This window comes from Gluconobacter albidus, from assembly GCF_002005485.1.
GTDB classification, from domain to species: domain Bacteria; phylum Pseudomonadota; class Alphaproteobacteria; order Acetobacterales; family Acetobacteraceae; genus Gluconobacter; species Gluconobacter albidus.
Genome location: NZ_CP014689.1, coordinates 2,833,258 through 2,853,772 on the forward strand (window position 1 = coordinate 2,833,258; position 20,515 = coordinate 2,853,772).

The following is a 20,515-nucleotide window of genomic DNA, read 5'->3' on the forward strand; positions in this document are numbered from 1 at the left end:
ACTTTATAACACCTGAGCCTTGACCCCTGCCCCGAGGACCATGATGCGTTTTTTTCCGGCTTTTCTGCTGGCTGCACTGATTTCAGGACCTGTAGCCCTTGCTCAGACCGAGCCGGCGCAGGTTCCTGCCCTGTCTCCGGCCCTGTCTCCGGTGCGTGTGGTGTGCGTTGAAGCGGCCTGGTGTGATGTGGCGGCGCAGATCGGGGGGGCGGATGTGCAGACACAGGCTCTTCTGGCGACGCCGGGGATTGATCCGCATGATCTGACGCCCTCGCCCTCCATGGCACGCGCCATGGCAGGGGCGACCATCGCGGTGGTGAATGGCGCGACCTATGACGACTGGGCGCTTCCCTTTACGGCTTCCGTGCCGGAGCGGATCGTGGTGGCGTCTCTGGCGGGGTGGCGGCCCGGCGACAATCCGCATCTCTTTCTCGATCCGGTGGCGGTAGGGAAAGTCGCGCAGGTTTTTGCGGACAGGCTGTCGCATCAGCCGGGAATTTCGGCACCGGCCGTGGCGGAGCGGCTGGCGGCGTTCCGGAAAGAGCTGGAGGGCGTGACGGCCCGTCTGGCGGCGATGAAGGCCCGTCATGATGCCGTGCCCGTGGCGGCGGTGGAGCCGGTCGGGGAGACGTTGCTTCGGGATGCGGGGCTGGCGGTTGTGGATGAGAATTTTGCGCTTGCGATCATGAACCATGCGGAGCCGTCGCCGCGCGATGTGGCGCAGGTCGATATGCTGGTTGACGGGCGGAAGGTGCGGATGCTGATGACCAATCCGGCCATTCACTCGCCGCAGATCGACCGGCTGGTGGATCGGGCGCAGGCTGTGGGCTTGCCGGTCGTGGTGATTGGGGAGACTTTGCCACCGGGTCAGTCCTGGCAGGGCTGGGTTCATGGCATTCTTCAGACGGTGGAGCAGGCGCTGGGTGATGGCGAAAAATAAACGGGTCTGCTGTCAGCCGGAGCGTGGGTTGGTTTTGCGGGATGTGACGCTCATGGCGGGATCGACCTGTGTGTTGCGGGAGGCGTCCCTGACGGTGCCGCTTTCGGGCATGACGCTTCTGTCGGGGCGGAACGGGGCGGGGAAGTCCACGCTGCTGCGGGCGATGCTGGGGCTGATCCCGCTTCAGGCGGGCGAAATTCTCACGCATGGTCTGTCGCCGGCGCAGGCCCGGCAGCATATCGGTTACATGCCGCAGAGTGTGACGGATGCGGCGTTGCTGCTTCCGGCGGTCAGTCATGTGCGGGCGGCGGTGGACGGCGTGCGCTGGGGGCTGCCGCTGCGTCTGCGGTCTCGGCGGGAAGAGGCGGACCGGCTTCTGGCGCTGACGGGGGCTTCGGCGTTTGCGCATCGTCCGCTGGGGCTGCTGTCCGGCGGGGAGCGTCAGCGGGTCGGGCTGGCGCAGGCTCTGGCAGGAAATCCGGATCTGCTGTTGCTGGATGAGCCGCTGGCGGCGCTTGATCAGGCGGGGCAGGAGCGGACGGTGCGTCTGTTGCGGGATCTGACGGAGCGCCTGGGGATCGGGATTGTTCTGACGTCTCATGAAACCGAGGCCCTGTCCGGGGCTGTGACGCGGGTTGTGCAGCTTGCGGAAGGGGGGCTGCATGTTCGAGTTTGATTTCATGCGCCATGCCTTTGTGGGCGCGGCGGTTGTGTCTGTTCTGGCGGGGACGGTGGGCTGGTTCCTGATGCTGCGGCGTCAGGCGTTCGCGGCCCATGCGCTGTCGCATATCGGATTCAGCGGGGCGGCCGGAGCGGTCTGGCTTGGCTTTCCGCCGCTTTCGGGAATGGTAGCGTTTAGTCTGATGGCGGGGTTCGTTATCGGGGCTGAGCGCGAAGGGGAGCGTGGCGTTCCCGCCCAGCGGGACAGCACGATCGGGCTTGTTCTGGCGGCCAGTCTGGGGCTTGGGGCGTGGTTCCTGCATATGAGCAACCGGGGCTCCAGCCTTGCGACCACGCTGCTGTTCGGGGATGTTCTGGGCATTGATGTGCCGACGCTGGAGGCGCTGTGCGGGGTGGCCGTGCTGTGTCTGGGGCTGCTGGCGTTTCTGGGGCGTCGGCTGCTGTTTGCCAGTCTGGCACCGGAAGTGGCGCGGGCGCGGGGTGTTCCGGCGCGGCTGGTGTCGGTAGTGTTCATGGCCGTGGCGGCGCTGGCCTGTGCGGCCTGTGCGGAAGTGGCCGGGGCGCTTCTGGCGTTCAGTCTGATGATCGGGCCTGCCGCGACGGCGCTGAAGCTCGGGCTGGGACCGCTGGCGGGGATTGCCGTTTCGGTCTGGCTGGCGCTGGGATTATCGTGGGGTGGACTGATGCTGTCCTGGGTGACGGATGCGCCGGTTCCGTTCTGGATCGGGCTTGGGGCTGCCCTGTCCTATGCGCTGGCCGATCTGTGGCGGCGGTTCAGAAGTCCGTAGCGTTCGTCAGCTTGAAATGCACCAGAGCGATGAATGCAGCCAGCATCACATGCATGATGATCAGCGCTTTCGTACCAATAACGGGAACATCGTTGGTTGTATCGGGTGTCTGCATGACGCGTATCCTGACGGTGTTGGGGGGGAATAGTCAATCCTGAACGTATTTTGAGGATATTTTTCGGCTGTTTTCTGCCAAACCTGAAAAACCATTCGTTTCGTGATATGTTATCCTTCTATGGAAAACGATACGAAAACAGTCCGAACCGGACGGGAGCATATTGATCCCGCGTCCATCGAAGTTTCTCCCAATGCCAAGCTGATGCTGATTCTGGCGGCTGTGGTCGCTGCGATCTGCGGTGGCCTGTATGGCTATGATACCGGCATCATCTCGGGCACGCTGCCTCTGATCGGGGATGATTTCCATCTGAATGCCACCATGAAGGAATGGGTGGCCTCCGCGATCCTTCTGGGTGCGATTTTCGGGGCCTTTGGCGCAGGCAGCCTGTCGGAGAAATTCGGACGGCGGAACACCACCTGTCTGGTCAGCGGCGTGTTCGTGATGGGGGCGACGGCGTGTTCCTTTGCGCCGGATGTCTGGAGCCTGATTGCGGCGCGTTTCGTGCTGGGTCTGGCAGTTGGTGGTTCGACACAGGTTGTGCCGATGTATATTTCCGAACTGGCGCCGCAGGAGCGTCGTGGCACGCTGGTCACGATGTTCAATGTGGCGATCGGTCTGGGGATTCTGATTGCCAACATCATCGGCTTCACCCAGCGTACGGCGTGGGGCTGGCGCCCGATGGTGGGCATTGCCGCCATTCCGGCCGCGATCGTGTTCGTTTCCATGTTCTTCATGCCCAAGAGTCCGCGCTGGGCGGCTGAGAACGAAGGCATGAAGAGTGCCATCATCCAGCTCGGCCGGATCCGCACGACCAAGCGGGCTATTCGCCGGGAAGTCCAGACCATCCGTGAGAATGCGGAAGGGATCGAGCCGCAGAACCGTGGCTGGCGCGGTCTGTTCCAGCCCTGGGTGCGTCCTGCGCTTGTCGCCGCCCTTGGCGTTGCGTTCTTTACGCAGTGCGGCGGGCTGGAGATGATGATCTACTATACCCCGACCTTCCTGAACGATGCGGGTTTCGGCACGTCCTCCGCCCTTCTGGCGTCGCTGGGTGTGGCGGTGATTTACTGCATCATGACGTTTTTGGGCTGCATGTTCGTGGACCGGATCGGCCGCCGTCGTCTGATGCTCATCATGGGGCCGGGGGCTGCGCTGTCGCTCGTAGGGCTTGGCGTGATGTTCCTGAGCCATCCGGCTCCGGGCAGCACGGGCGCCTATCTGATCGTGGTGTTCCTGCTGCTGTTCATGATGTTCAATTCCGGCGGTATCCAGGTTTGTGGCTGGCTGCTGGGGGCCGAGATGTTCCCGCTCTCGATGCGCGGACAGGCGACGTCGCTGCATGCTGCGACGCTGTGGGGAGCTGATCTGCTGGTAACCAGCACGGCGCTGAGCATGGCTGAAGCCATCGGGCTGAGCTGGACAATGTGGTTCTATGCGTTCGTCAATCTGGCGTCTGTCATCTTTGTGTTCTTCTTCGTGCCGGAAACGGCCGGTGCGTCTCTGGAAGACATTGAAGAGGCGCTGGTTGAAAAGCGTTTCCGCCCCACGCGCGGGAATACGCGGATCGTGCAGAGCGAAGACGAGGACGTCGAAGAAGCTGCATGATACGCTCTCCCCTTCACGCAGAAGGGGAACTGACCATGACGGATGTTATCGCACAGAGGGTTGCTGCCGCACGACGTGGCAGCAACCCTTCTGTTATCGGGCGTATGAAATCGGGCTGGCTGGTGATCGGGGAGACGCAGCCTCTGCCGGGATACTGTCAGCTTCTGGCCGACCCGGTTGTGCCGACACTCAATGATCTGCAGGGTGAGGCGCGGGCGCAGTATCTGGCCGATATGGCGGCGGTCGGGGATGCGCTTCTGGCGGTGACTGACGCGGTGCGGATCAATTACGAGACCTGGTGCAATCTGGCGCCGTCCCTGCATACGCATATCGTGCCGCGCTATGCGTCCGAAGATCCCGAAAAAGCCACACGTCCGGCGGGGACGGTTTATGATTATGAGGCCGCGCGTCCGTCCAGTGTGGAGCAGGATGGTCCGTTCATGGAGGCCATGCGCCGGTTTCTGGGACTAGCGTGAGAACAGATACCAGATCCGGAACACCGTATTTTCGGAAAACCGCTGTCGCCGGAGGGTGGGGTATCTGAACAGTAGGCGTAGACGGGCCGGGAAGGTGCGGGCCTGCGCGATATCGTTCAGCAGTCGCATCGTCGGGGCGGACAGGATTTCCGGCTGGTTCAGAAGATGCTGCACGTTCGCATGAAAGATTGTCATGAAAGCGCGGGGACCGCGTCGGCAGGCGGCCCAGGCCCGTCGGATGAAGGAGCCGGTGGCGCCGACCGTGTTATGGGCATGCTGCCGGTAGTAGCTGACACAGCGGGTGTCGAAAATGATGTCTCCGCCCGCAGCGGCCGTCAGGAGATAGGCCCACCAGTCATGCAGGATCGACGGCGGCGGCGGGTTGTTTCGCAGCAGGCGGTGTGCGGCGGCGTTCAGCAGAACCGTATGGCCTGTGGCGATGTTCTGCGTCAGGGAGGCCGGGAAATCCGGTCTGTGTCGCAGGGGCGGGGATTTCTGAAAAATCACGAGATCCGCATTCGTCAGATACTGTCGGGCGCAGTACAGGAGCGGCGTTCCAACCGGGTGATGGTTGGCGGCATCCTGTGTGGCATTCATTGCCCATTCGAGTTTCTGCGGTTCCCAGATGTCGTCCTGATCGGCGAAGGCGACATAGGGTGTATCCGGTATGGCGTCGAGCAGATGGGCATAGGACCCGGCGACGCCAAGACGTTCATGACGGCTTGTGATTTCGATGCATCGTCCCTGTCCGGGGCCTTCGGCGAAAGCGCGCATCCGGCTTTTTGAGTTATCGGTGGAAGCATCGTCGCGCCAGTACAGGGTCCAGTCCGTATGGGTCTGGGCCAGGAGACTGGCAAGCTGTGCGTCCAGATAGGCTGTGCCGTTGTATAATGACAGGAGAATGGCGATGTGCCGGGAAGGTTCGGCCCTTTTCTGTGTCATGTTTCGGCCCCCGGGCTTAAGGCCGAAAGATGGAAAAAGGGAATCATTCCAACGCAACGCCAGAGAAAGACAGGCAGTTGCCCCCTGACGGGAGAGGGCAACAGTCGGTCAGGCTTCAGAAAACAGCTTGTGAACGATACGCGCCACGCTGTGGCGCCACTCTGGCATTTTCACACCAAAAACGCGATGGAGCTTGTCGTTGTCCATCCGGGAATCCTGTGGACGCTTGGCGGGGGTAGGCCAGTCCTCGGTGCGGATGGCATTGACCTGCGGTATGGTCTGGCCGTGTTTCGCGGCTTCTTCCAGCGCTGCGACGGCGAGGCCGTACCACGTGGTTTCGCCGGAGCCGCTGGCGTGGAAAATGCCTCTGTACTGTGGTTTCCAGCCGTCGCGTTCGATCAGGGCGATGATGGCAAGAATGGCTTCGGCCAGATCGTCCGAACTGGTCGGGTTGCCGCTCTGATCTCCCACCACCTTGAGCACGGGGTTTTTCGCGCCCGCATTGATCATGGTGCGCACGAAGTTCTTGCCGTGGGCGGAATAGACCCAGGCCGTGCGCAGGATGATGCTCTTGATGTTGGCGGTCAGGACAGCCTGCTCACCTTCAGCCTTGGTGCTGCCATAGACCGTCTCGGGAGACGTGGCGTCGTCTTCGGTATAGGGCGTGCCCTTGTCACCGGAGAAGACATAGTCCGTTGAGACGTGAATGAACGGGATGTCCGCCTCTGCACAGGCGGCCGCCAGCGCCGCCGGACCGGACGTGTTGGCGCGGGCAGCGCCCTCTTTTTCTGTTTCGGCCAGATCGACAGCCGTCCAGGCGGCCGCGTTCACCACGACCGAGGGTTTATACTTTTCGAAGGCGGCGGAAATCGTTTCCGGACGGTCGAAATCGAATTCCGGCCGTCCGATGCGGATGACGCGCTCATCGCCGAGCGTCTGGAGCGACGTGGCGAGCTGACCGTTGCCGCCGGTAACGAGGATGGGACCTGTGCCTGACATGGCCATGCTCACTTTTCGTACTGGAACCAGCCTTTGGATTCCGAGAAATTCGGTGCGACCAGATCCTTGTCGGACAGGACGGCATCAGCTTCGGAAACGGGCCAGTCGATCTTCAGTTCCGGGCAGTTCCAGATGACCGCACGTTCTGACACCTTGCTGTAGAGCGAGGTGCATTTGTACTGGACTTCGGTGTTTTCCTCGAGCGTGACGAAACCGTGCAGAAAGCCGGGCGGAACCCAGAGCTGCGACCAGTTTTCGGCAGAGAGTTCAGCACCGACCCATTTGCCATAGGTCGGCGATCCCGTGCGGGCATCGACGGCCACGTCCCAGATGGCACCGCGCGTGACGCGGACCAGCTTGCCCTGTGCGTAGGGGGCAAGCTGGCAGTGCAGGCCACGGACGACGCCCTTCTGGCGGGACAGGCTCTGGTTGTCCTGAACGAAGGGCAGCGTGATGCCGGCATCGTTCATGCGATCCACATTATAGGTTTCGGAGAAGAAGCCGCGATTGTCACCAAAACGGGGAGGCGTAACGAGAATGACCTCTGGAATGGAAAGACGTTCGACCTTCATGCTGAAGTCCTGTTCTGAGAATTGCTCAAGAGAAAGAGGGTCCGCCCGCCGGCCGATGCGGGCTGGAATCTCCGGGGGGCAATCAGCTGTCGGCCAGTTCCCGAAGCAGGCGGCCGAGTTCGGTCTTGCCCATGTTCTTGGCGTGCTCGCGAAGCTGGTCGGCGTTGATGAACTTGTTGCGGAAGGCGACCTCGGCGGGAGAGCCGACCAGCATGCCCTGACGGGACTGGATGGTCTGCACGAAGGTTCCGGCCTGCATCAGGCTGTCGGGCATGCCGGCGTCGAGCCAGGCGCAGCCGCGGCCCAGACGGTCTACCTGAAGGGTGCCTTCTTCGAGATACATGCGGTTAAGGTCGGTGATTTCCAGCTCGCCACGGGGGCTGGGCTTCACTTTCTTGGCGAAGTCCACGACGCGGTGGTCGTAGAAATACAGCCCTGTGATGGCCCAGTTGGAGTCCGGATGGGTCGGCTTTTCCTCGACCTTGAGGGCGAGGCCGCTCTCGTCGAAGGAGACCACGCCGTAGCGCTCCGGATCGCGGACCTGATAGGCGAAGACGGTTGCGCCTTCGGGGCGGTTGGAGGCTGCACGCAGCAGGACGCCGAGATGTTCGGAGAAAATCAGGTTGTCACCCAGCGCCAGTGCGCAGGGCGCGCCCTGGATCCAGTCTTCGGCGATCAGGAAGGCCTGTGCCAGACCGTCCGGAGAGGGCTGGACGCGGTATTCGAAGGTCACGCCGAACTGCGAGCCGTCACCCAGAAGACGCTGGAACTGCGGCATGTCATGGGGCGTCGTGATGATCATGATGTCCCGGATTCCCGCCAGCATCAGCGTGGAAAGGGGATAGTAGATCATTGGCTTGTCATAGACCGGCAGCAACTGCTTGGAGGCTGCCATCGTCATCGGATACAGGCGTGTGCCCGAACCGCCGGCGAGGATGATGCCCTTCATGGGCTTGGTCTCGATGGTGCTCACTTGCTGGCTCCCAGTCTCTGGCCTGTGTAGCGCTTGGAACGGATGCCTTCCCACCAGGCGCGGTTGTCGAGATACCACTGGACCGTCTTGCGGATGCCACTTTCGAAATCGTGCGTCGCTTTCCAGTCGAGTTCTTTCTCGGCGTGGGACGGGTCGATTTCGTAGCGGAAATCGTGGCCGGGGCGGTCGGTGACGAAGCGGATCAGGCGCTCGCGCGGGCCAGCCGGGTCGGGCTGAAGCTCGTCGAGGACGGCGCAGATCTTTTTGACGACTTCAAGATTCGTGCGGGGCTGGCGGGCGCCGATGGCATAGGTTTCGCCCGGTTTTCCGGTTTCGACGGCCTTGACGAGAGCTTCGGCGTGATCTTCAACGAACAGCCAGTCACGGACGTTCTCGCCCTTGCCGTAAACCGGAAGATCGCGGCCTTCGATGGCATTGATCGTGACCAGCGGGATCAACTTTTCCGGGAAGTGCCAGATGCCGTAATTGTTGGTGGTGTTGGTGACGAAGGTCGGCAGGCCGTAGGTGTGGAACCAGGCCCGGACCAGATGGTCGGATGACGCCTTGGAGGCCGAGTACGGGCTGCGGGGATCGTAGGGGGTGGTTTCGGTGAATGGCGGATCGTTCGGCTCCAGATGGCCGAAGACTTCGTCCGTGGAAATATGATGGAAGCGGAAGGCCTGCTTTTCGGAGTCTCCCAGTGTGTTCCAGTATTTGCGGGCCGCTTCGAGCAGGGAGTAGGTGCCGACGACGTTTGTCTGGATGAAAATGCCGGGGCCGTCGATCGAGCGGTCCACATGGCTTTCGGCCGCGAGATGCATGACGGCGTCGGGGCGGTATTCCTCGAACAGGCGCTGCATTTCCACGCCGTTCACAATATTGGCACGGGCGTGAGAGTAACGGGGATCGCCTGCGACTTCGCTGACGGTATCTTCCGATGCTGCATAAGTCATGCAGTCAACATTCAGGACCGAATGGTCCGTGTTCCGGATCAGATGGCGTATCACGGCCGATCCTATGAAGCCGCAACCGCCTGTCAGCAAAATCCGCATTTGAACCTCTTGGTTAAAATCAGGGTCTGAACCCCTGCAGAGTCATTTTATCTTACAGCGTTGTTGAAACGGCGCAAATAACGCTGCGATACTTTCTGTAACATCGCACGGATGATTTTTAAGGACTGCTTTCGCCTCTCGCGCTGGTCGGTCTGATGGGCTAATCCCACAGTCGTGCGGAGGCAGGAGAGGCAGGCATGCTGGCTGATACTTTGACACGCTCCCTGACGGATGTTCTGGAGCGGCCCGATCTGCGGGTGATTGCGGACGGGCTGGTTCCGATCCTGGATGTGTCACTGCCGCTTCCGTTCCGGATCGAGGGAGAACTGGTGCCGGGGCAGGCTTTCTGTCTGCACACGGCGACGCTCAAGCTCGGCGCGCTGTGTCTTGAGGCGCCGCGCCTTACGCCGACTTTCCTGCGTCATGCCATTGAACTGATACGACTGCTGGAGCCGGGCGCCAATCCGTTTCTGGCCAGTTTTGCCGCGGCGCGCGTGGCGGTGCTGTTTCATGCGCTTGATACCGGAGATGTCGCCCCGCTTCCGTCCTGGCTGGCCGTGTTTGCGGGCGACGTGCCCGACGTGCCGAGCCTGTTGCAGAGCTGGGAGACGCTGAGCGCGTTTCTGCCGGATCTGCCGCCTTTCACGTTGGCCGAAGCCGGACGTCTGCAAGGGATTCTGGCCCGGTTGTGGCCTGTTCTGGCGCCCGCCGAAAACCTGATGAGTGGGGGCGGGGATTCCCGGCTGGCCGTTGATCCGCATACCGGGCTGAACCGGTATTCCAGCTCCCATCGTCCCCGGCCCTGGGCGATCACTTTTGGGTCATCGACGGCGTCTTCGCTGTCCGAACGGGGATTTGGGGGCGCGGAGGCCGCCCGACGCATCATGATGAGTGCGCTTCTGGCCAAGCAGGACCCGGATCTGGTGCAGGAAGGTGTTGTGCGCCGGGCCCGCGCGGCGATCGGGGCCCATTATGAGCTGCCGGAAGATGCGGTTCTGCTGTCGGCGTCCGGGACGGACTGTGAACTTGCAGTTCTGGCTCTTGTCGCGGCGGGGACAGAGCGTCCGGTAACGTCCATCCTTCTGGCCCCCGATGAAACGGGCAGCGGGGTGCCTCTTGCGGCCTGTGGACGGCATTTCGCGACGGACAGTGCCTGTTCCACGCTGGTGGGCAAAGGCGAGGTGATCGAAGGGTTTTCTCCGGAGACGCGGCTGATTGGTGTTGATATCCGTGCGGCTGATGGCACGGCGCGGCCCGTTGCGGAGATCAATGCGCAATGTGCGGCTCTTGTGCGACGCGAAGCGGCCGAGGGGCGGCATGTGCTGCTGCATCGGCTGGATCAGTCCAAGACCGGGCTTGCGGCGCCGGACATGGATCTTGTCTGGGAATTGTGTAGCGAACTGGGCGATCAGCTCAGCGTGGTTGTGGATGTCTGTCAGGCGCGACTGAGTCCGTCGCGGGTGGCGGACTGGGTGGAGCGGGGAATCATCGTCATGGTGACCGGCTCCAAGTTCTTTACCGGGCCGCCGTTTTGCGGGGCTATTCTCCTTCCCCCCGAAATCCGCCGTCGTTTGCGGTCCCTGTCACTTCCGAAGGGATTGCAGGCCTATGGCAACCGCGATGAGTGGCCGGAAGGTGCAGATGCTTCGGCGCTCAATAACGGTCACAATATCGGACTGGCCCTGCGCTGGTATGCGGCGCTGGCCGAAATGGACGCGCTGTTTGCTCTGCCCGATCCGGTCATTCGCAATCGTCTGACGCGGTTCATGACGGAGGCCGTTGCCATGGTGCGTGCCCGTCCCGTCCTGACCATCCTGCCCATGGGAACGCCTTTTGATGACGGGCGCTGGGATGCCGTTCCGACCATCCTGTCGTTTCTGGTGGAGGACCCGCATGCGCCCGGCGAGCCCCTTGCGCTGGAAGATGCGCGACGGCTGCATCGCTGGCTGAATGCGGATCTGTCGCCCTGGGTGACGGAAGGGGAGGGCAGTCTGCTCTGTGTTCTGGGGCAGCCCGTCCCGGTGCCGCATCCGATGCTGGATGGACCGGCGGGGGCGCTGCGTTTGTGTGCGGGCGCGCGGCTGGTTTCGGGAGAGCCGTCGCATGAAGGGCTGGACGAGGAGCGCCGCTTGCAGCGCGAATGCATGGATGCGCGCCGGGTGCTTGGAAAACTGGAACTGATCCTGAAACACTGGGATGTTCTGCTGGACGCGAACCCTGTCCCCCGTTACGCCCCATTAGCATGACCCAGACAGATAAAGCGGTCCCGCACGGGCATTTTCTCGATACGCCGGAACTGCCGAAGGGCGTTACCCGGTTCTGGATGATTCGCCACGCGGTCGTGGAAGCCAGTGCGCGCAAGACGATGTATGGGGCGCTCGATGTGCCGCTGTGCCGGGAAGCGATGGCAAGCCAGCAGGGCGGCTATGCCACGCTGGCGCGGCGTCTGCCGACTGATGCGCTGTGGTACAGTTCACCGCTCCAGCGCGCGCGCGACACGGCGAGCGAAATCCGCAGGGCTGGGGCGTTTTCGCAGGATGTGACGATTGACAGCCGTTTCATCGAGCAGTCGATCGGGGAATGGCATGGAACGCCGCATACGGAGTTCATGTCTCTGCTGCGTCTGCCGCCCAATCCGTTCTGGTCCATTTCTGCCTGTGAACTGCCGCCAGGCGGCGAGAGCATGCTGGATGTCTGTGCGCGTGTGGCGCATGGTCTGGAGGATCTGGCGAATGCCCATGAAGGTGAGGACATGGTTGTCGTCAGTCATGGGGGGGCCATCCGCGCGGCTCTGGCGCATGCGCTGGGCGTTCATCCCGATACGGCGCTGCGGTTTTCGATCCAGAACCTGTCCATTACCATTCTGGAGCGTATCGATTGCCTGTGGCGTGTCGTGACGGTTAACGAACTGCCAGATTTCCGGGGCTGAACTTGCGGGGGCAGTCTCTGGCTTTCAGGGGCTGCCGAAAAGCACAAAAAGACCTTGGGCGGGCTTTGGAAATTCAGTATGAATTTTTTTGGAAATAACCGGAGACGGGCATGGTGGGCACACAAGGGCTCGAACCTTGGACCCGCTGATTAAGAGTTACGCCCGGCGAAATACAGTTAAGACGCAGGCAAACGCAAAACCGCGCAATAACAACGCCTTACGGGAAGGCGTCTGGGACGGTTCATGCAAAGAGATGCACCCAAACGCACCGGTTGCTATTTCAGATGAGTCCGGATTGAGTCCGCGAAAACACGTCAGCGGGTCCGGATAGGGGAAATGGGCAAAATGAAATTCAGGGAGCTACACAATTACGGTGTTATAGGTGTTATTAGTGTTACTCACATATATAATATACTGATTTCATTGTGTTTTTATCCGGTTTTTCCACTAACACCTTTCGATTTCGAAGGTGTTAAAGGTGTTATGGAGCCTCAGGCATGAGGTTTTCAAAACGGGAAATAGACGCCCTCACCTGACCGCCGGGTAAACGGGACGCTTTGTTTTCGGATACGGAGACCAAGGGCTTCCTGGTGCGTGTCACGGCAACCGGGGCAAAGATCTTCCTCTTTCAGTATCGCTACGCGGGGAAGGTCCGTCGCCTTAAGCTGGGAGAGTATGGGGCTGTCACCATTGCCCAGGCTCGGAAGATGGCTGAGGAGGCTCGTGGGCGCGTCCTGGCTGGCGGAGATCCAGTGGGTGAGCGCAAGGCGGAGGTGGTGGCTTATCAAGCCTCACTTCAGGAGCGGGCAGCGCAGGCCGCGATAGATGCCTTGACCTTGGATGTCCTGATTGATCGCTGGGCCAGTATGGCGCTCAGGGAGCACAGCGCGGTCTACAGGAGGGAAGGGCCACAACGCATCCGGTATAACTTCCAGCAGTTTCTGAATCGTCCTGCCCAGTCCCTGACCGTCCTTGAACTTCAGGCGCGGCTGGATGAGATCGCAGCAGAGCATCCCACCACGGCCCGGCGTCTGCAAGCCTATGCCCGTGCCATGTATGCCTGGGCTGTGAAGCGTCAGCTGGTGGAGGATAATCCGTTTGCCAGTCTGATCGTGGAAGGACGGGAGGTCTCGCGGGATCGCGTTCTGACGGATGAGGAAATCGGGGAGATATGGCGGGCGGCCGGACAGATGGCCTACCCCTTCGGGCCGTTCTTTCGGTTGCTGATGCTCACCCTGCAGCGCCGGACAGAAGTTGCGGAGATGCGGTGGGAGGAGATCTCGCCGGATCTGATGACCTGGACGATCCCGGCCGAACGGACGAAGAACAGCAGAGCCCATATCGTCCATCTCTCAGAACCGGCGCGGCATGTCCTGGCGGCGCTACACAGGCAGACAGATCCAAAGACAGGGGCCACCTCTGCCTATGTCTTCACCAATACCGGTAGAACGCCCATTTCGGACTTCTCAGGAGCCAAGGAACGGCTGGAAAAGCTGATTGAGATGGAGGGGGACCAAAATTCGCCGGGAAAAGAAGTCTGCACCCTGTCCGCGCCGGGCTGGCGGTTACATGACCTGAGACGGACGGGTGTGACAGGTCATGGCTCGTCTTGGAGTCGGGCCGCATGTGGCTGATCGGGTACTGAACCATGTGCAAGGGACGATCAAGGGAGTGGCGGCCGTTTATCAGCGGCATGAATTTCTCAGAGAAAGGGCTCACGCACTCAATATTTGGGCAGAACATATATATAAGGTTCAACTGCACTCTTAATATTTAAAGAGTGCAGTTGATGTTTTATATGCTTGTTAGTTCTTTTATTGATGTGGCAAGCAAATTAAATGTTTCTTTAAATGAATCACGACTTTTTTTCATATTTTCTAATATAGTTCCGGCTTGATCTATTTCTGCATCTGATAGAGCGAATACTGGTTTATTATGCTGATGAGACTGAGCTATAAGAGAGTTGAAATCGGAAATATTAGCGAGATTGTAAGGTGTATCTTGAGGGTGGGCTGCTAGAAATTCTTCCCGGGTCACACACATCCCAGCAGCAGTTAATGCTGGAATAAGTTCATTATTTACTGTTTCTTTGACAATATCAATCCACCTTTGGAACGATTTTGCTGGGTTCCCTAATCGCGGTCTATATCTTTGTGAAATAATTCCACAAAATTTTGGTGGCGTTTGCGGGAAATGATACCTCAAGCTAGGAGTTCTAAATTTTCCAACATCAATATTCCATTGGGGTACAACTTGGGATAAGGAAGTTATCGCTTGTTTACAGTAATAATCCGGTGAAGTTGGAACTATAAAATAGTCACTTCCCATTAAGAAGCATTCGTTTAGTGCTCCTACGCTAGGGCTCATATCAATAAGTACAACATCAATATCGTTGGATTTTGCAGTAAGTCTTAATAATTCGGTTATAGATCCAGGCATATTTGCGAGCGCTGGAATGGCTGTAGAAGTGGTTAATGAAACAGCTAACTGGGTTTCATTCGCTGCGAGGTCAATGTTCCCAGCTAAAAGGAAAAGATTTGGATGTGAAGTTTCTACCGGGTGTGCAGGATCTAAGGGGTGTCCTGTTCCTCGAAAGACGGCTTCTAAGCACGAGCTTATGTTGGATTTAGGTCTTGATGTATAGAAGTGAGAGAAATCACTTATGCCTTCGAAGCCTAATACAGTTCCGGTTAGGTTACATTGAGGATCACCATCAACGATAAGTACTTTTTTCCCTTGCTCGGCCAGCGCCCACCCTAAGTTAAAAGTTGTTGTGGTTTTGCTAACGCCACCCTTGTGATTGAATAGGGCGATCAAAGGTGCTTCACGGCGAGGTGGGCGCTGCGTAAGGGACGATGCGTTCATGATCGATGGCTCTCCTGCTGGTAAGCTTTTTAGTATTGTATGGACTACTATAAGGGAATGATCTTTCGCACGCTGAAGGCGCTTTCAACCCAAGAATGATAAGTTGTCTGTTAAAGGAGAATCTCTCCTATGAAACTTCTCTTCGCTCACAGAACGAAGCCAGTTCCTGATGGTGCAGCAAATGTACGCCCGTTGTGGCTGCGAGCTGGCGGGCTGGGATGGTGTAACCGGCGTTTGAGACCACGATAGCCTCATCGGCCTGCTGGTGCTGCTTGGCGGTGTAGATCTCCTGCACGGCCTTGTTTCCGACCGGCTGGCTATAGAGCTTGCACTGAACCACGATCTTCCGGCCGCCTTTGGTGGCGATGATGTCCGCGCCCTGGTCGCCGCTGGCCTGTGTTACGCGGGCGTCCCATCCAGCTTGTTCCAAGAGTAGGGCACAGTGTCGTTCGTAGTCGAAGGGGTCCATCTGAGGATCGAACACACGCGGATCACTCAGGGGCTTCTGATTGAGGACAGCGCCGGGCGGTGTACGCTGGGCGATCTCCTCAATCCGGGCTTCTGCACGGGCTTTGAGAAGCGGCCATTGGTCCGTCAGACTTTCAACCTGGAGGAGGGGCAGAATACGGGTATTGCAGAAATAGCCGATTTCCTTGGCCCATTTGGTCAGATGGATCGTGCCATAGGCATCTGTCGTCACCAGTTGCAGGCGGCGGATCTGCAAGGCCGTAGCCTGATCGCGGATCTCTTTGTCGATAATCCCCCATGCCCGGCTCTCTCGGGCGGCCCGGCGACGTGCGCGTAATACGAAGAACCCGATCACACCTCCTACAAACAGAGCGAGGATCAGCAGTCCGCCAGATCCTGAATTCTGATTTGGTGCGGATTTGGAAACAGAAGGCGGCGGGGTGGCAGGTGCGGGATCACCTGGTGCGGAGTTGTCTTCCGCCGGTGTGCTCGCTGCCGGTTCCGCGTCATGCCGTGGTTTCTCCCATCCCTTCGGCAGGACATCGGTGGCCTTGTCAGAAGCCTGTGGCGTCTCTGGATCTGGGCTTGCAGGGGCAAGCTGCACCGGACCGTCTGTTGGGGTCTCGGCAGAAGGCTGAGGAGGTATGGGCAGGCCGGCCGATACCTGCTGGGGAAGGAAGAACAGTGGCGGCATGCCAGCGCGTGGCGGATCGCGGCGCAAGAGGAGCAGTCCGTTCTCCTGACTGATCTGTTCCCATTTCTCGCTGGGGTCCACCTGAAAGCAGCGGCCGTCCGTGATGACGAAATGGACCCAGCCGGGATCGTTCTGGCGCGGATCCGCGTGATTGGCGAGTGCGCGCGTGGCTCGTGGATTCACACAGGCAAAGGATTGCCCGGCGGGATGAAAAACGCCGTCTGCCAGGGCGGTGGCAGGAGAGAGCAGCGCAAGAGCCATGAGGAAGCGAAAACTAGGGCTGCGCATTCTATGTCTCCTGACAGTTGGCAGCGGGGAAATGACGGAAATGGAAACAGCCTTTAATCAGCCAGGCGTTCTTTTTCCGTCACAACGGCTTGCATCTTTCTATTCACCTCGGCCGCATCTGCACCATGATGCATGCGTCCGTGGCAGGTGGGACAGATGCCGGCGATAGGTTTTACGAGGGATAAAAGGCCAGCCTGCTGACATCTGAGGGGTGCTTGTCATGCTTTGAGTGCCGTCTTTCGACGATCAATTTCTTCGGTCATTCCAGTGTATGCCAGCGAAGCAATACGGTGCAGTTCGTGATGATGGATTTGGAGCCTTTCCCAGTACTCACGAATTTCACCCATCAAAATTTCTTTCTGCTTTGAGAGCTTTTGTATTTCATTTGGATTTTGGGAAGTCATAAGTTCGTAAGATATTTTTTCATGTTTTTCATATAAAGAGTTATTAAATCGTATGGAGTCAATCATTCCTGCTGCGCATATGTAGCAGGATACTACGGTTTCGATGGTTTTTTCGTTTCTTATTTTTCCTACTATTTGCGTGTTATTTTTGTAAATAGGAAAATACTCTTCTTGTACCGGAAGGTACACTGCTTGGGCTTTATGCGGCGGAGTATTTGCAAACATTTTCCCTGTTTGAGAAAAATATCTTTGATAAGCTGCGTCTAGTTCCGATCGAACCGACACTAACGTGTGAAGAATAACCTCATTTTCTGCACGTTGTTCTGAGGCATTCTTCTCAGCAATGGACCATTTGGTAGTCCAAATTGAGATTCCTGCACCAATGCCGGATCCGAAAAGACCAGATGCCAGATTAACTAGAATGCTTCCCCAAGTTAGAGAATCACCCACAGGACACCTCTTTCAGCCGCACGCCGGGGCCGCCTCCGTTTTGGGGGATGAACTCTACGCCTGCGGCTTCCAAGGCTTTGCGGATGGCTGTGATCGTGCTGGCACGCGGTATTGTTTCGCCTGCCTCAAGGCGGGCCAAGGTGCGTGTTGTAGTGCCTGTTTCCGCCGCCAATTTCTCACGGCTCCAGTCCACCAATGCGCGCGCAGCTCGTAACTGAGCGGGCGCAATGTCTTGTTTCATGACATTTTCCGCTTGCAAGTGTCCTGAAATATGACATAGCGTTGGGGTGCTGACAAGCAGCACGGCCCAGAGATTGGAGCTCTAGACCGTGCTTAACCACAAACCGAGATTGGAGCTCGGCAATGGCTATTCATGCCTTTACCACGTCCGGCTTATGCCGGGCAGTGATTGCGTCTGTGCATCTTGTATCTGAGGCGGCCCCTGCTGCTCTGGGTGCAGGTCTGTTCCTGCTTTCCGTTCTGACTCTGGCCCAGCCGGAACATCTGCACGGCCCAGCGAAATCTGTTCATCATCATGCCAGACCTTCGCTTCTGCTGGCTTCTGCGAAAGCGGGGGGAGCACGGCCATGACGCACAATCAATCCAAAGCCAGAACGGCGACTGTGGCGGGTCTGGCCCGTCTCGCCGGGCTTGCTGCCATGACAGGAGCAGAGGCCATCACGGCAGACTCTGTGACGCTCTGTGCGCCTCCTGCTGATGCGCGTCTGGTCGGACTGTGTGCGGATCTGACCGAGATAGAACAGTGGCGGCAATCCCGGCTCGCAGGGAGGTGCAATTTTCCGGCTGTCCAGTTGGGTGGATTGCTGGCCCAGCGTCAGGCTCTGATTGCCGACGTTTGCGAAACGAAGGCCGCAAGTCGGGACGGCCTCAAAGCCAAGGCCCGCGCTGTCCGGCTGGTGCTGGGTGACGCTGTGGTGCCGCGCAACATGCGGGAAGCCCTGATGCGCTCTCTCCTAGAAGACATGCAGGGAGGGCTTCTGTGATGGTTGAGACGATGCAGAGGGCAGAGATTGCTGCCGGGCCTGAAGATGTGTCTGTGGCGTCCGGACGGCCGGATGAGGCTCTGATCCGAGCCTGTCAGGAGGTGATCGGACTTGAACGGAGACGCATCCAGCAAGAGGCCGATCCCATGGCGCTTCCTGCGGCCTCGGCTCTTTGGGAGAAGAACTTCCGCCGAGCACTGGACTGCGCTTGTTCGCTGCCTGCTCTGACGATTGAGGGCCAACGGGCACGGGCAGAGGCGTTGCAGTTGATCGGTGGCGGTCTTGCAGACGACACCGAGGCATCGCCTACAGAGCGGCTTTCTTCCGCGCTGGCGCGTGATGCGCTGCGTGTGCCTGCTTCAAACCGTGGCAAGGGCGCTGATGATGTCCTGGTCCGTCTGTGTGGTGAGTTCGTCCAGGTGATGCGGGCTAAGGATGAGCTAATGGATATAGATCCTGCCAGCCCTGAGGCGCAGGCTGTCTCCGATCGGGCGCGTGAGCTGCTGGATGATCTCCTGGTGCAGAGGGCGACAGCGCCGGAAGGGCATAAGGCTCAGATGGAAGCTCTGGCTGCGCTGGGACGTCCTCAGATGGATTATGACCGTCTGATTGCCGAGGCTCCGGACTGGTTCGGGCAGGTGGCTGCGGCGATCCTGCGGGATCAGGCGCGGGTCATGCGCGATGGCCCGGCGCAATCGTCTGTCTCCGTGTCTGCGGCTATGTCTGGGCCTTATGAGACCGCGCAACGGATGCGCCGGGCCCAGCGTCTCAAGGATCAGCGGACAGACGCTGCAGAGGTTTTGACGGGACCTGGAGAGATTGTGCAGCAGAGGCGGCTTGCTTTGGACGCGGCTGCGGCGGAAAGCGTGGAACTCGCCTTGCACGATATGCTGCCGCTCTTGCCGTCCGGGTCTCTGGCTGACGCTGCTGTGCAGGTCTTTACGGCATTGGAAACGCTCCGAGCGGTGGATCTGGAGCCAGTTGGGGGAAGCGCTCCTCTGTATCGTTCGGAGAATGTGACGCGGGTGGTCAGGTGCCTGTCGTCTGCCCTGCCGGTTCTCATGAAAGCCAGTGAGCGCGATCTGAGCGATGTGGTGGATGCGGTGACGCTCCAGATGCCAGAGCAGGAGCATGGGCTGTTCGGGCAGCTCTGGCGGGGTGCTGAGGTGACGGCGTGAGCGGGGCCATGTCGTCATCGGTCGGCTCCATGTCCTCGGGCTCTGTTCACGGCTTGTTTCCCGTTTGCGCCGGGCGCATGGTGACCGCTGGCGCGGCTAGGTTTGGCCGCCGAACGCCGGGACCCCACGTCTGGCCCGCCGCGCCGCTCCAGTTCATGCGTGGGGACGGCTGGCGTGGGGCGGCTATGGAAGAAACTACCGGCAAATGGGTAGGGCTGGCTGACACCTTGCGCGATATCGTCTCTGCGCAGGTCTGGGATCAATGCCGTTCCGCTTGGGAAGGCTGTCAGGCGAAGAGCGGTTATGCTGCTCTGGCGAGGGAGTTTAAAAGGGCGAAACTTGCCTATTGGGCTCGCACTAGCGGCTCTACATCGCCCGTGCGTAATTTACTAAAGCCCTCGGTTCCTCCGGAACTCCAAACCATGCGGGCCGCACTGGAGCAACTATCAGGAGAGCTTACTTTATGTCTGTGCTCCTCAGTAGAGCGCGTACGCTTCTACAAGCGTAACACAGGCGATTACGTCGAACCTCCGTGTGGCTTCTGGCAAGGATATGCTCTGTGGCGCGATCCTTTTGGAGCAGATCCAACGTCTTTTGAAGATGTCTTCAGGACTTGCTGGATGCAGCGTGGGAAGTCCGATCGTATCCCGGTGGAATTCATCCAGATATTCCGGGCGGTAGAGACTGTCGCCCCTGAACCTGCTGTTAGGCAGGGCAAGCGCGGATATGACGATGATGAAGTGCTGGAAAAGATGAAAGCCAGTCTTGAGAGCGGGAAATATCCGAATCTCTGGCAGGCAGCCTGCGCGTGCGCTTCTGAGGCTATGGGCAGCACAGAGGAACAGGCGAGGGAAAAACGCTTGATACGGAAATTCAAAGAAAAATATTCAGAATAGACTGAGCGTTTTGGGGGCATCGACGGTCCCCTCATACTTCTCATTTTTCATTTCTGAGAAGTTCTCCGAAGAAATGAGAAGGCGTGTCGTTCCACTGAGTAGCCGCACCAGTTCGCAATAAGGCGGATTGGAAGGAGCGGAGTATCGCAAATGGAAATGTCGGTTGTCCGTGAAGAGCGGAGCCGTGGAGGAGCGC

General features: G+C 59.2%; 20 protein-coding genes and 1 pseudogene. 11 read left to right on the forward strand and 10 right to left on the reverse strand.

The window, feature by feature from the left end; genetic code table 11:
- Positions 1–40: 40 nt before the first annotated feature.
- From A0U94_RS12930 to A0U94_RS12940, 3 genes are read left to right on the forward strand one after another with little or no spacing between them, the layout of a single operon-like run.
- Complete coding sequence (locus A0U94_RS12930; protein ID WP_244178015.1) at positions 41–940, forward strand: metal ABC transporter solute-binding protein, Zn/Mn family; 900 nt, start codon at positions 41–43, stop codon at positions 938–940.
- Positions 927–1,616 (forward strand): ATP-binding cassette domain-containing protein, encoded by a 690-nt coding sequence (locus tag A0U94_RS12935; protein ID WP_077803602.1) that lies wholly within the window; start codon positions 927–929, stop codon positions 1,614–1,616. The genes A0U94_RS12930 and A0U94_RS12935 overlap by 14 nt, the downstream gene beginning before the upstream one ends.
- Entirely contained in the window at positions 1,603–2,409 is an 807-nt protein-coding gene (locus tag A0U94_RS12940) for a metal ABC transporter permease (protein ID WP_077803603.1), read from the forward strand. Before A0U94_RS12935 ends, A0U94_RS12940 begins: the two co-directional genes overlap by 14 nt.
- Here the strand turns inward: A0U94_RS12940 and A0U94_RS16260 are convergent.
- On the reverse strand, positions 2,396–2,524 hold the full coding sequence (locus A0U94_RS16260) for a hypothetical protein (protein ID WP_255308576.1): 129 nt from the start codon (positions 2,522–2,524) through the stop codon (positions 2,396–2,398). The genes A0U94_RS12940 and A0U94_RS16260 overlap by 14 nt on opposite strands.
- A 120-nt stretch (positions 2,525–2,644) precedes the next feature.
- Between A0U94_RS16260 and A0U94_RS12945 the strand changes: the two genes are divergently transcribed.
- Both A0U94_RS12945 and A0U94_RS12950 read left to right on the forward strand, forming a co-directional pair.
- Positions 2,645–4,129 carry a sugar porter family MFS transporter gene (locus tag A0U94_RS12945; RefSeq protein WP_062107158.1) on the forward strand — a complete coding sequence of 495 codons (1,485 nt, stop codon included), beginning with the start codon at positions 2,645–2,647 and terminating at the stop codon, positions 4,127–4,129.
- Between the two features lie 35 nt (positions 4,130–4,164).
- Positions 4,165–4,605: an HIT family protein gene (locus tag A0U94_RS12950; RefSeq protein WP_077803987.1), complete on the forward strand. Its 441-nt coding sequence runs from the start codon at positions 4,165–4,167 to the stop codon at positions 4,603–4,605.
- On the opposite strand, the gene A0U94_RS12955 is transcribed toward A0U94_RS12950, so the two are convergent.
- The 5 genes from A0U94_RS12955 to rfbB all read right to left on the reverse strand — a co-directional run bounded on the left by A0U94_RS12955 (position 4,597) and on the right by rfbB (position 9,143).
- Positions 4,597–5,547 (reverse strand): glycosyltransferase, encoded by a 951-nt coding sequence (locus A0U94_RS12955; protein ID WP_077803604.1) that lies wholly within the window; start codon positions 5,545–5,547, stop codon positions 4,597–4,599. The genes A0U94_RS12950 and A0U94_RS12955 overlap by 9 nt on opposite strands.
- A 108-nt stretch (positions 5,548–5,655) precedes the next feature.
- Positions 5,656–6,546, reverse strand: a complete 891-nt coding sequence (rfbD, locus tag A0U94_RS12960; RefSeq protein ID WP_077803988.1) for a dTDP-4-dehydrorhamnose reductase — start codon at positions 6,544–6,546, stop codon at positions 5,656–5,658.
- Positions 6,547–6,554: 8 nt separating this feature from the next.
- A complete protein-coding gene (rfbC, locus tag A0U94_RS12965) occupies positions 6,555–7,118 on the reverse strand; it encodes a dTDP-4-dehydrorhamnose 3,5-epimerase (RefSeq protein ID WP_062107152.1) in 564 nt (187 codons plus the stop codon).
- Between the two features lie 82 nt (positions 7,119–7,200).
- The gene (gene rfbA, locus A0U94_RS12970; protein ID WP_062107195.1) at positions 7,201–8,067 is read right to left on the reverse strand and encodes a glucose-1-phosphate thymidylyltransferase RfbA; all 867 of its coding nucleotides are present in this window, start codon (positions 8,065–8,067) and stop codon (positions 7,201–7,203) included.
- A gap of 20 nt (positions 8,068–8,087) precedes the next feature.
- Positions 8,088–9,143: a dTDP-glucose 4,6-dehydratase gene (rfbB, locus tag A0U94_RS12975; protein WP_077803606.1), complete on the reverse strand. Its 1,056-nt coding sequence runs from the start codon at positions 9,141–9,143 to the stop codon at positions 8,088–8,090.
- A 197-nt stretch (positions 9,144–9,340) separates the two neighbouring features.
- Here rfbB and A0U94_RS12980 point away from each other — a divergent pair, with 197 nt between their 5' ends.
- From A0U94_RS12980 to A0U94_RS12990, 3 genes and pseudogenes are all read left to right on the forward strand, one after another.
- Entirely contained in the window at positions 9,341–11,389 is a 2,049-nt protein-coding gene (locus A0U94_RS12980) for a hypothetical protein (protein WP_077803607.1), read from the forward strand.
- Complete coding sequence (locus tag A0U94_RS12985; protein WP_077803608.1) at positions 11,386–12,072, forward strand: histidine phosphatase family protein; 687 nt, start codon at positions 11,386–11,388, stop codon at positions 12,070–12,072. Before A0U94_RS12980 ends, A0U94_RS12985 begins: the two co-directional genes overlap by 4 nt.
- A gap of 557 nt (positions 12,073–12,629) precedes the next feature.
- Positions 12,630–13,842, forward strand: a pseudogene (locus A0U94_RS12990) (tyrosine-type recombinase/integrase).
- Positions 13,843–13,866: 24 nt separating this feature from the next.
- Here A0U94_RS12990 and A0U94_RS12995 read toward each other — a convergent pair.
- The 4 genes from A0U94_RS12995 to A0U94_RS13010 form a co-directional block, all read right to left on the reverse strand.
- Positions 13,867–14,937 carry a ParA family protein gene (locus A0U94_RS12995; protein WP_077803609.1) on the reverse strand — a complete coding sequence of 357 codons (1,071 nt, stop codon included), beginning with the start codon at positions 14,935–14,937 and terminating at the stop codon, positions 13,867–13,869.
- Positions 14,938–15,064: 127 nt separating this feature from the next.
- Positions 15,065–16,387: a restriction endonuclease gene (locus tag A0U94_RS13000; RefSeq protein WP_077803610.1), complete on the reverse strand. Its 1,323-nt coding sequence runs from the start codon at positions 16,385–16,387 to the stop codon at positions 15,065–15,067.
- Positions 16,388–16,605: 218 nt separating this feature from the next.
- Positions 16,606–17,241: a hypothetical protein gene (locus A0U94_RS15760; protein ID WP_149026773.1), complete on the reverse strand. Its 636-nt coding sequence runs from the start codon at positions 17,239–17,241 to the stop codon at positions 16,606–16,608.
- The gene (locus tag A0U94_RS13010; RefSeq protein ID WP_077803612.1) at positions 17,234–17,482 is read right to left on the reverse strand and encodes a helix-turn-helix domain-containing protein; all 249 of its coding nucleotides are present in this window, start codon (positions 17,480–17,482) and stop codon (positions 17,234–17,236) included. The genes A0U94_RS15760 and A0U94_RS13010 overlap by 8 nt, the downstream gene beginning before the upstream one ends.
- A gap of 346 nt (positions 17,483–17,828) precedes the next feature.
- Here A0U94_RS13010 and A0U94_RS13020 point away from each other — a divergent pair, with 346 nt between their 5' ends.
- The 3 genes from A0U94_RS13020 to A0U94_RS16025 all read left to right on the forward strand — a co-directional run bounded on the left by A0U94_RS13020 (position 17,829) and on the right by A0U94_RS16025 (position 20,319).
- Complete coding sequence (locus A0U94_RS13020; RefSeq protein ID WP_077803614.1) at positions 17,829–18,245, forward strand: hypothetical protein; 417 nt, start codon at positions 17,829–17,831, stop codon at positions 18,243–18,245.
- Positions 18,245–19,423 carry a hypothetical protein gene (locus A0U94_RS13025; protein ID WP_244178016.1) on the forward strand — a complete coding sequence of 393 codons (1,179 nt, stop codon included), beginning with the start codon at positions 18,245–18,247 and terminating at the stop codon, positions 19,421–19,423. Before A0U94_RS13020 ends, A0U94_RS13025 begins: the two co-directional genes overlap by 1 nt.
- A 185-nt stretch (positions 19,424–19,608) precedes the next feature.
- Entirely contained in the window at positions 19,609–20,319 is a 711-nt protein-coding gene (locus A0U94_RS16025; RefSeq protein WP_208611713.1) for a hypothetical protein, read from the forward strand.
- Positions 20,320–20,515 lie beyond the last annotated feature (196 nt).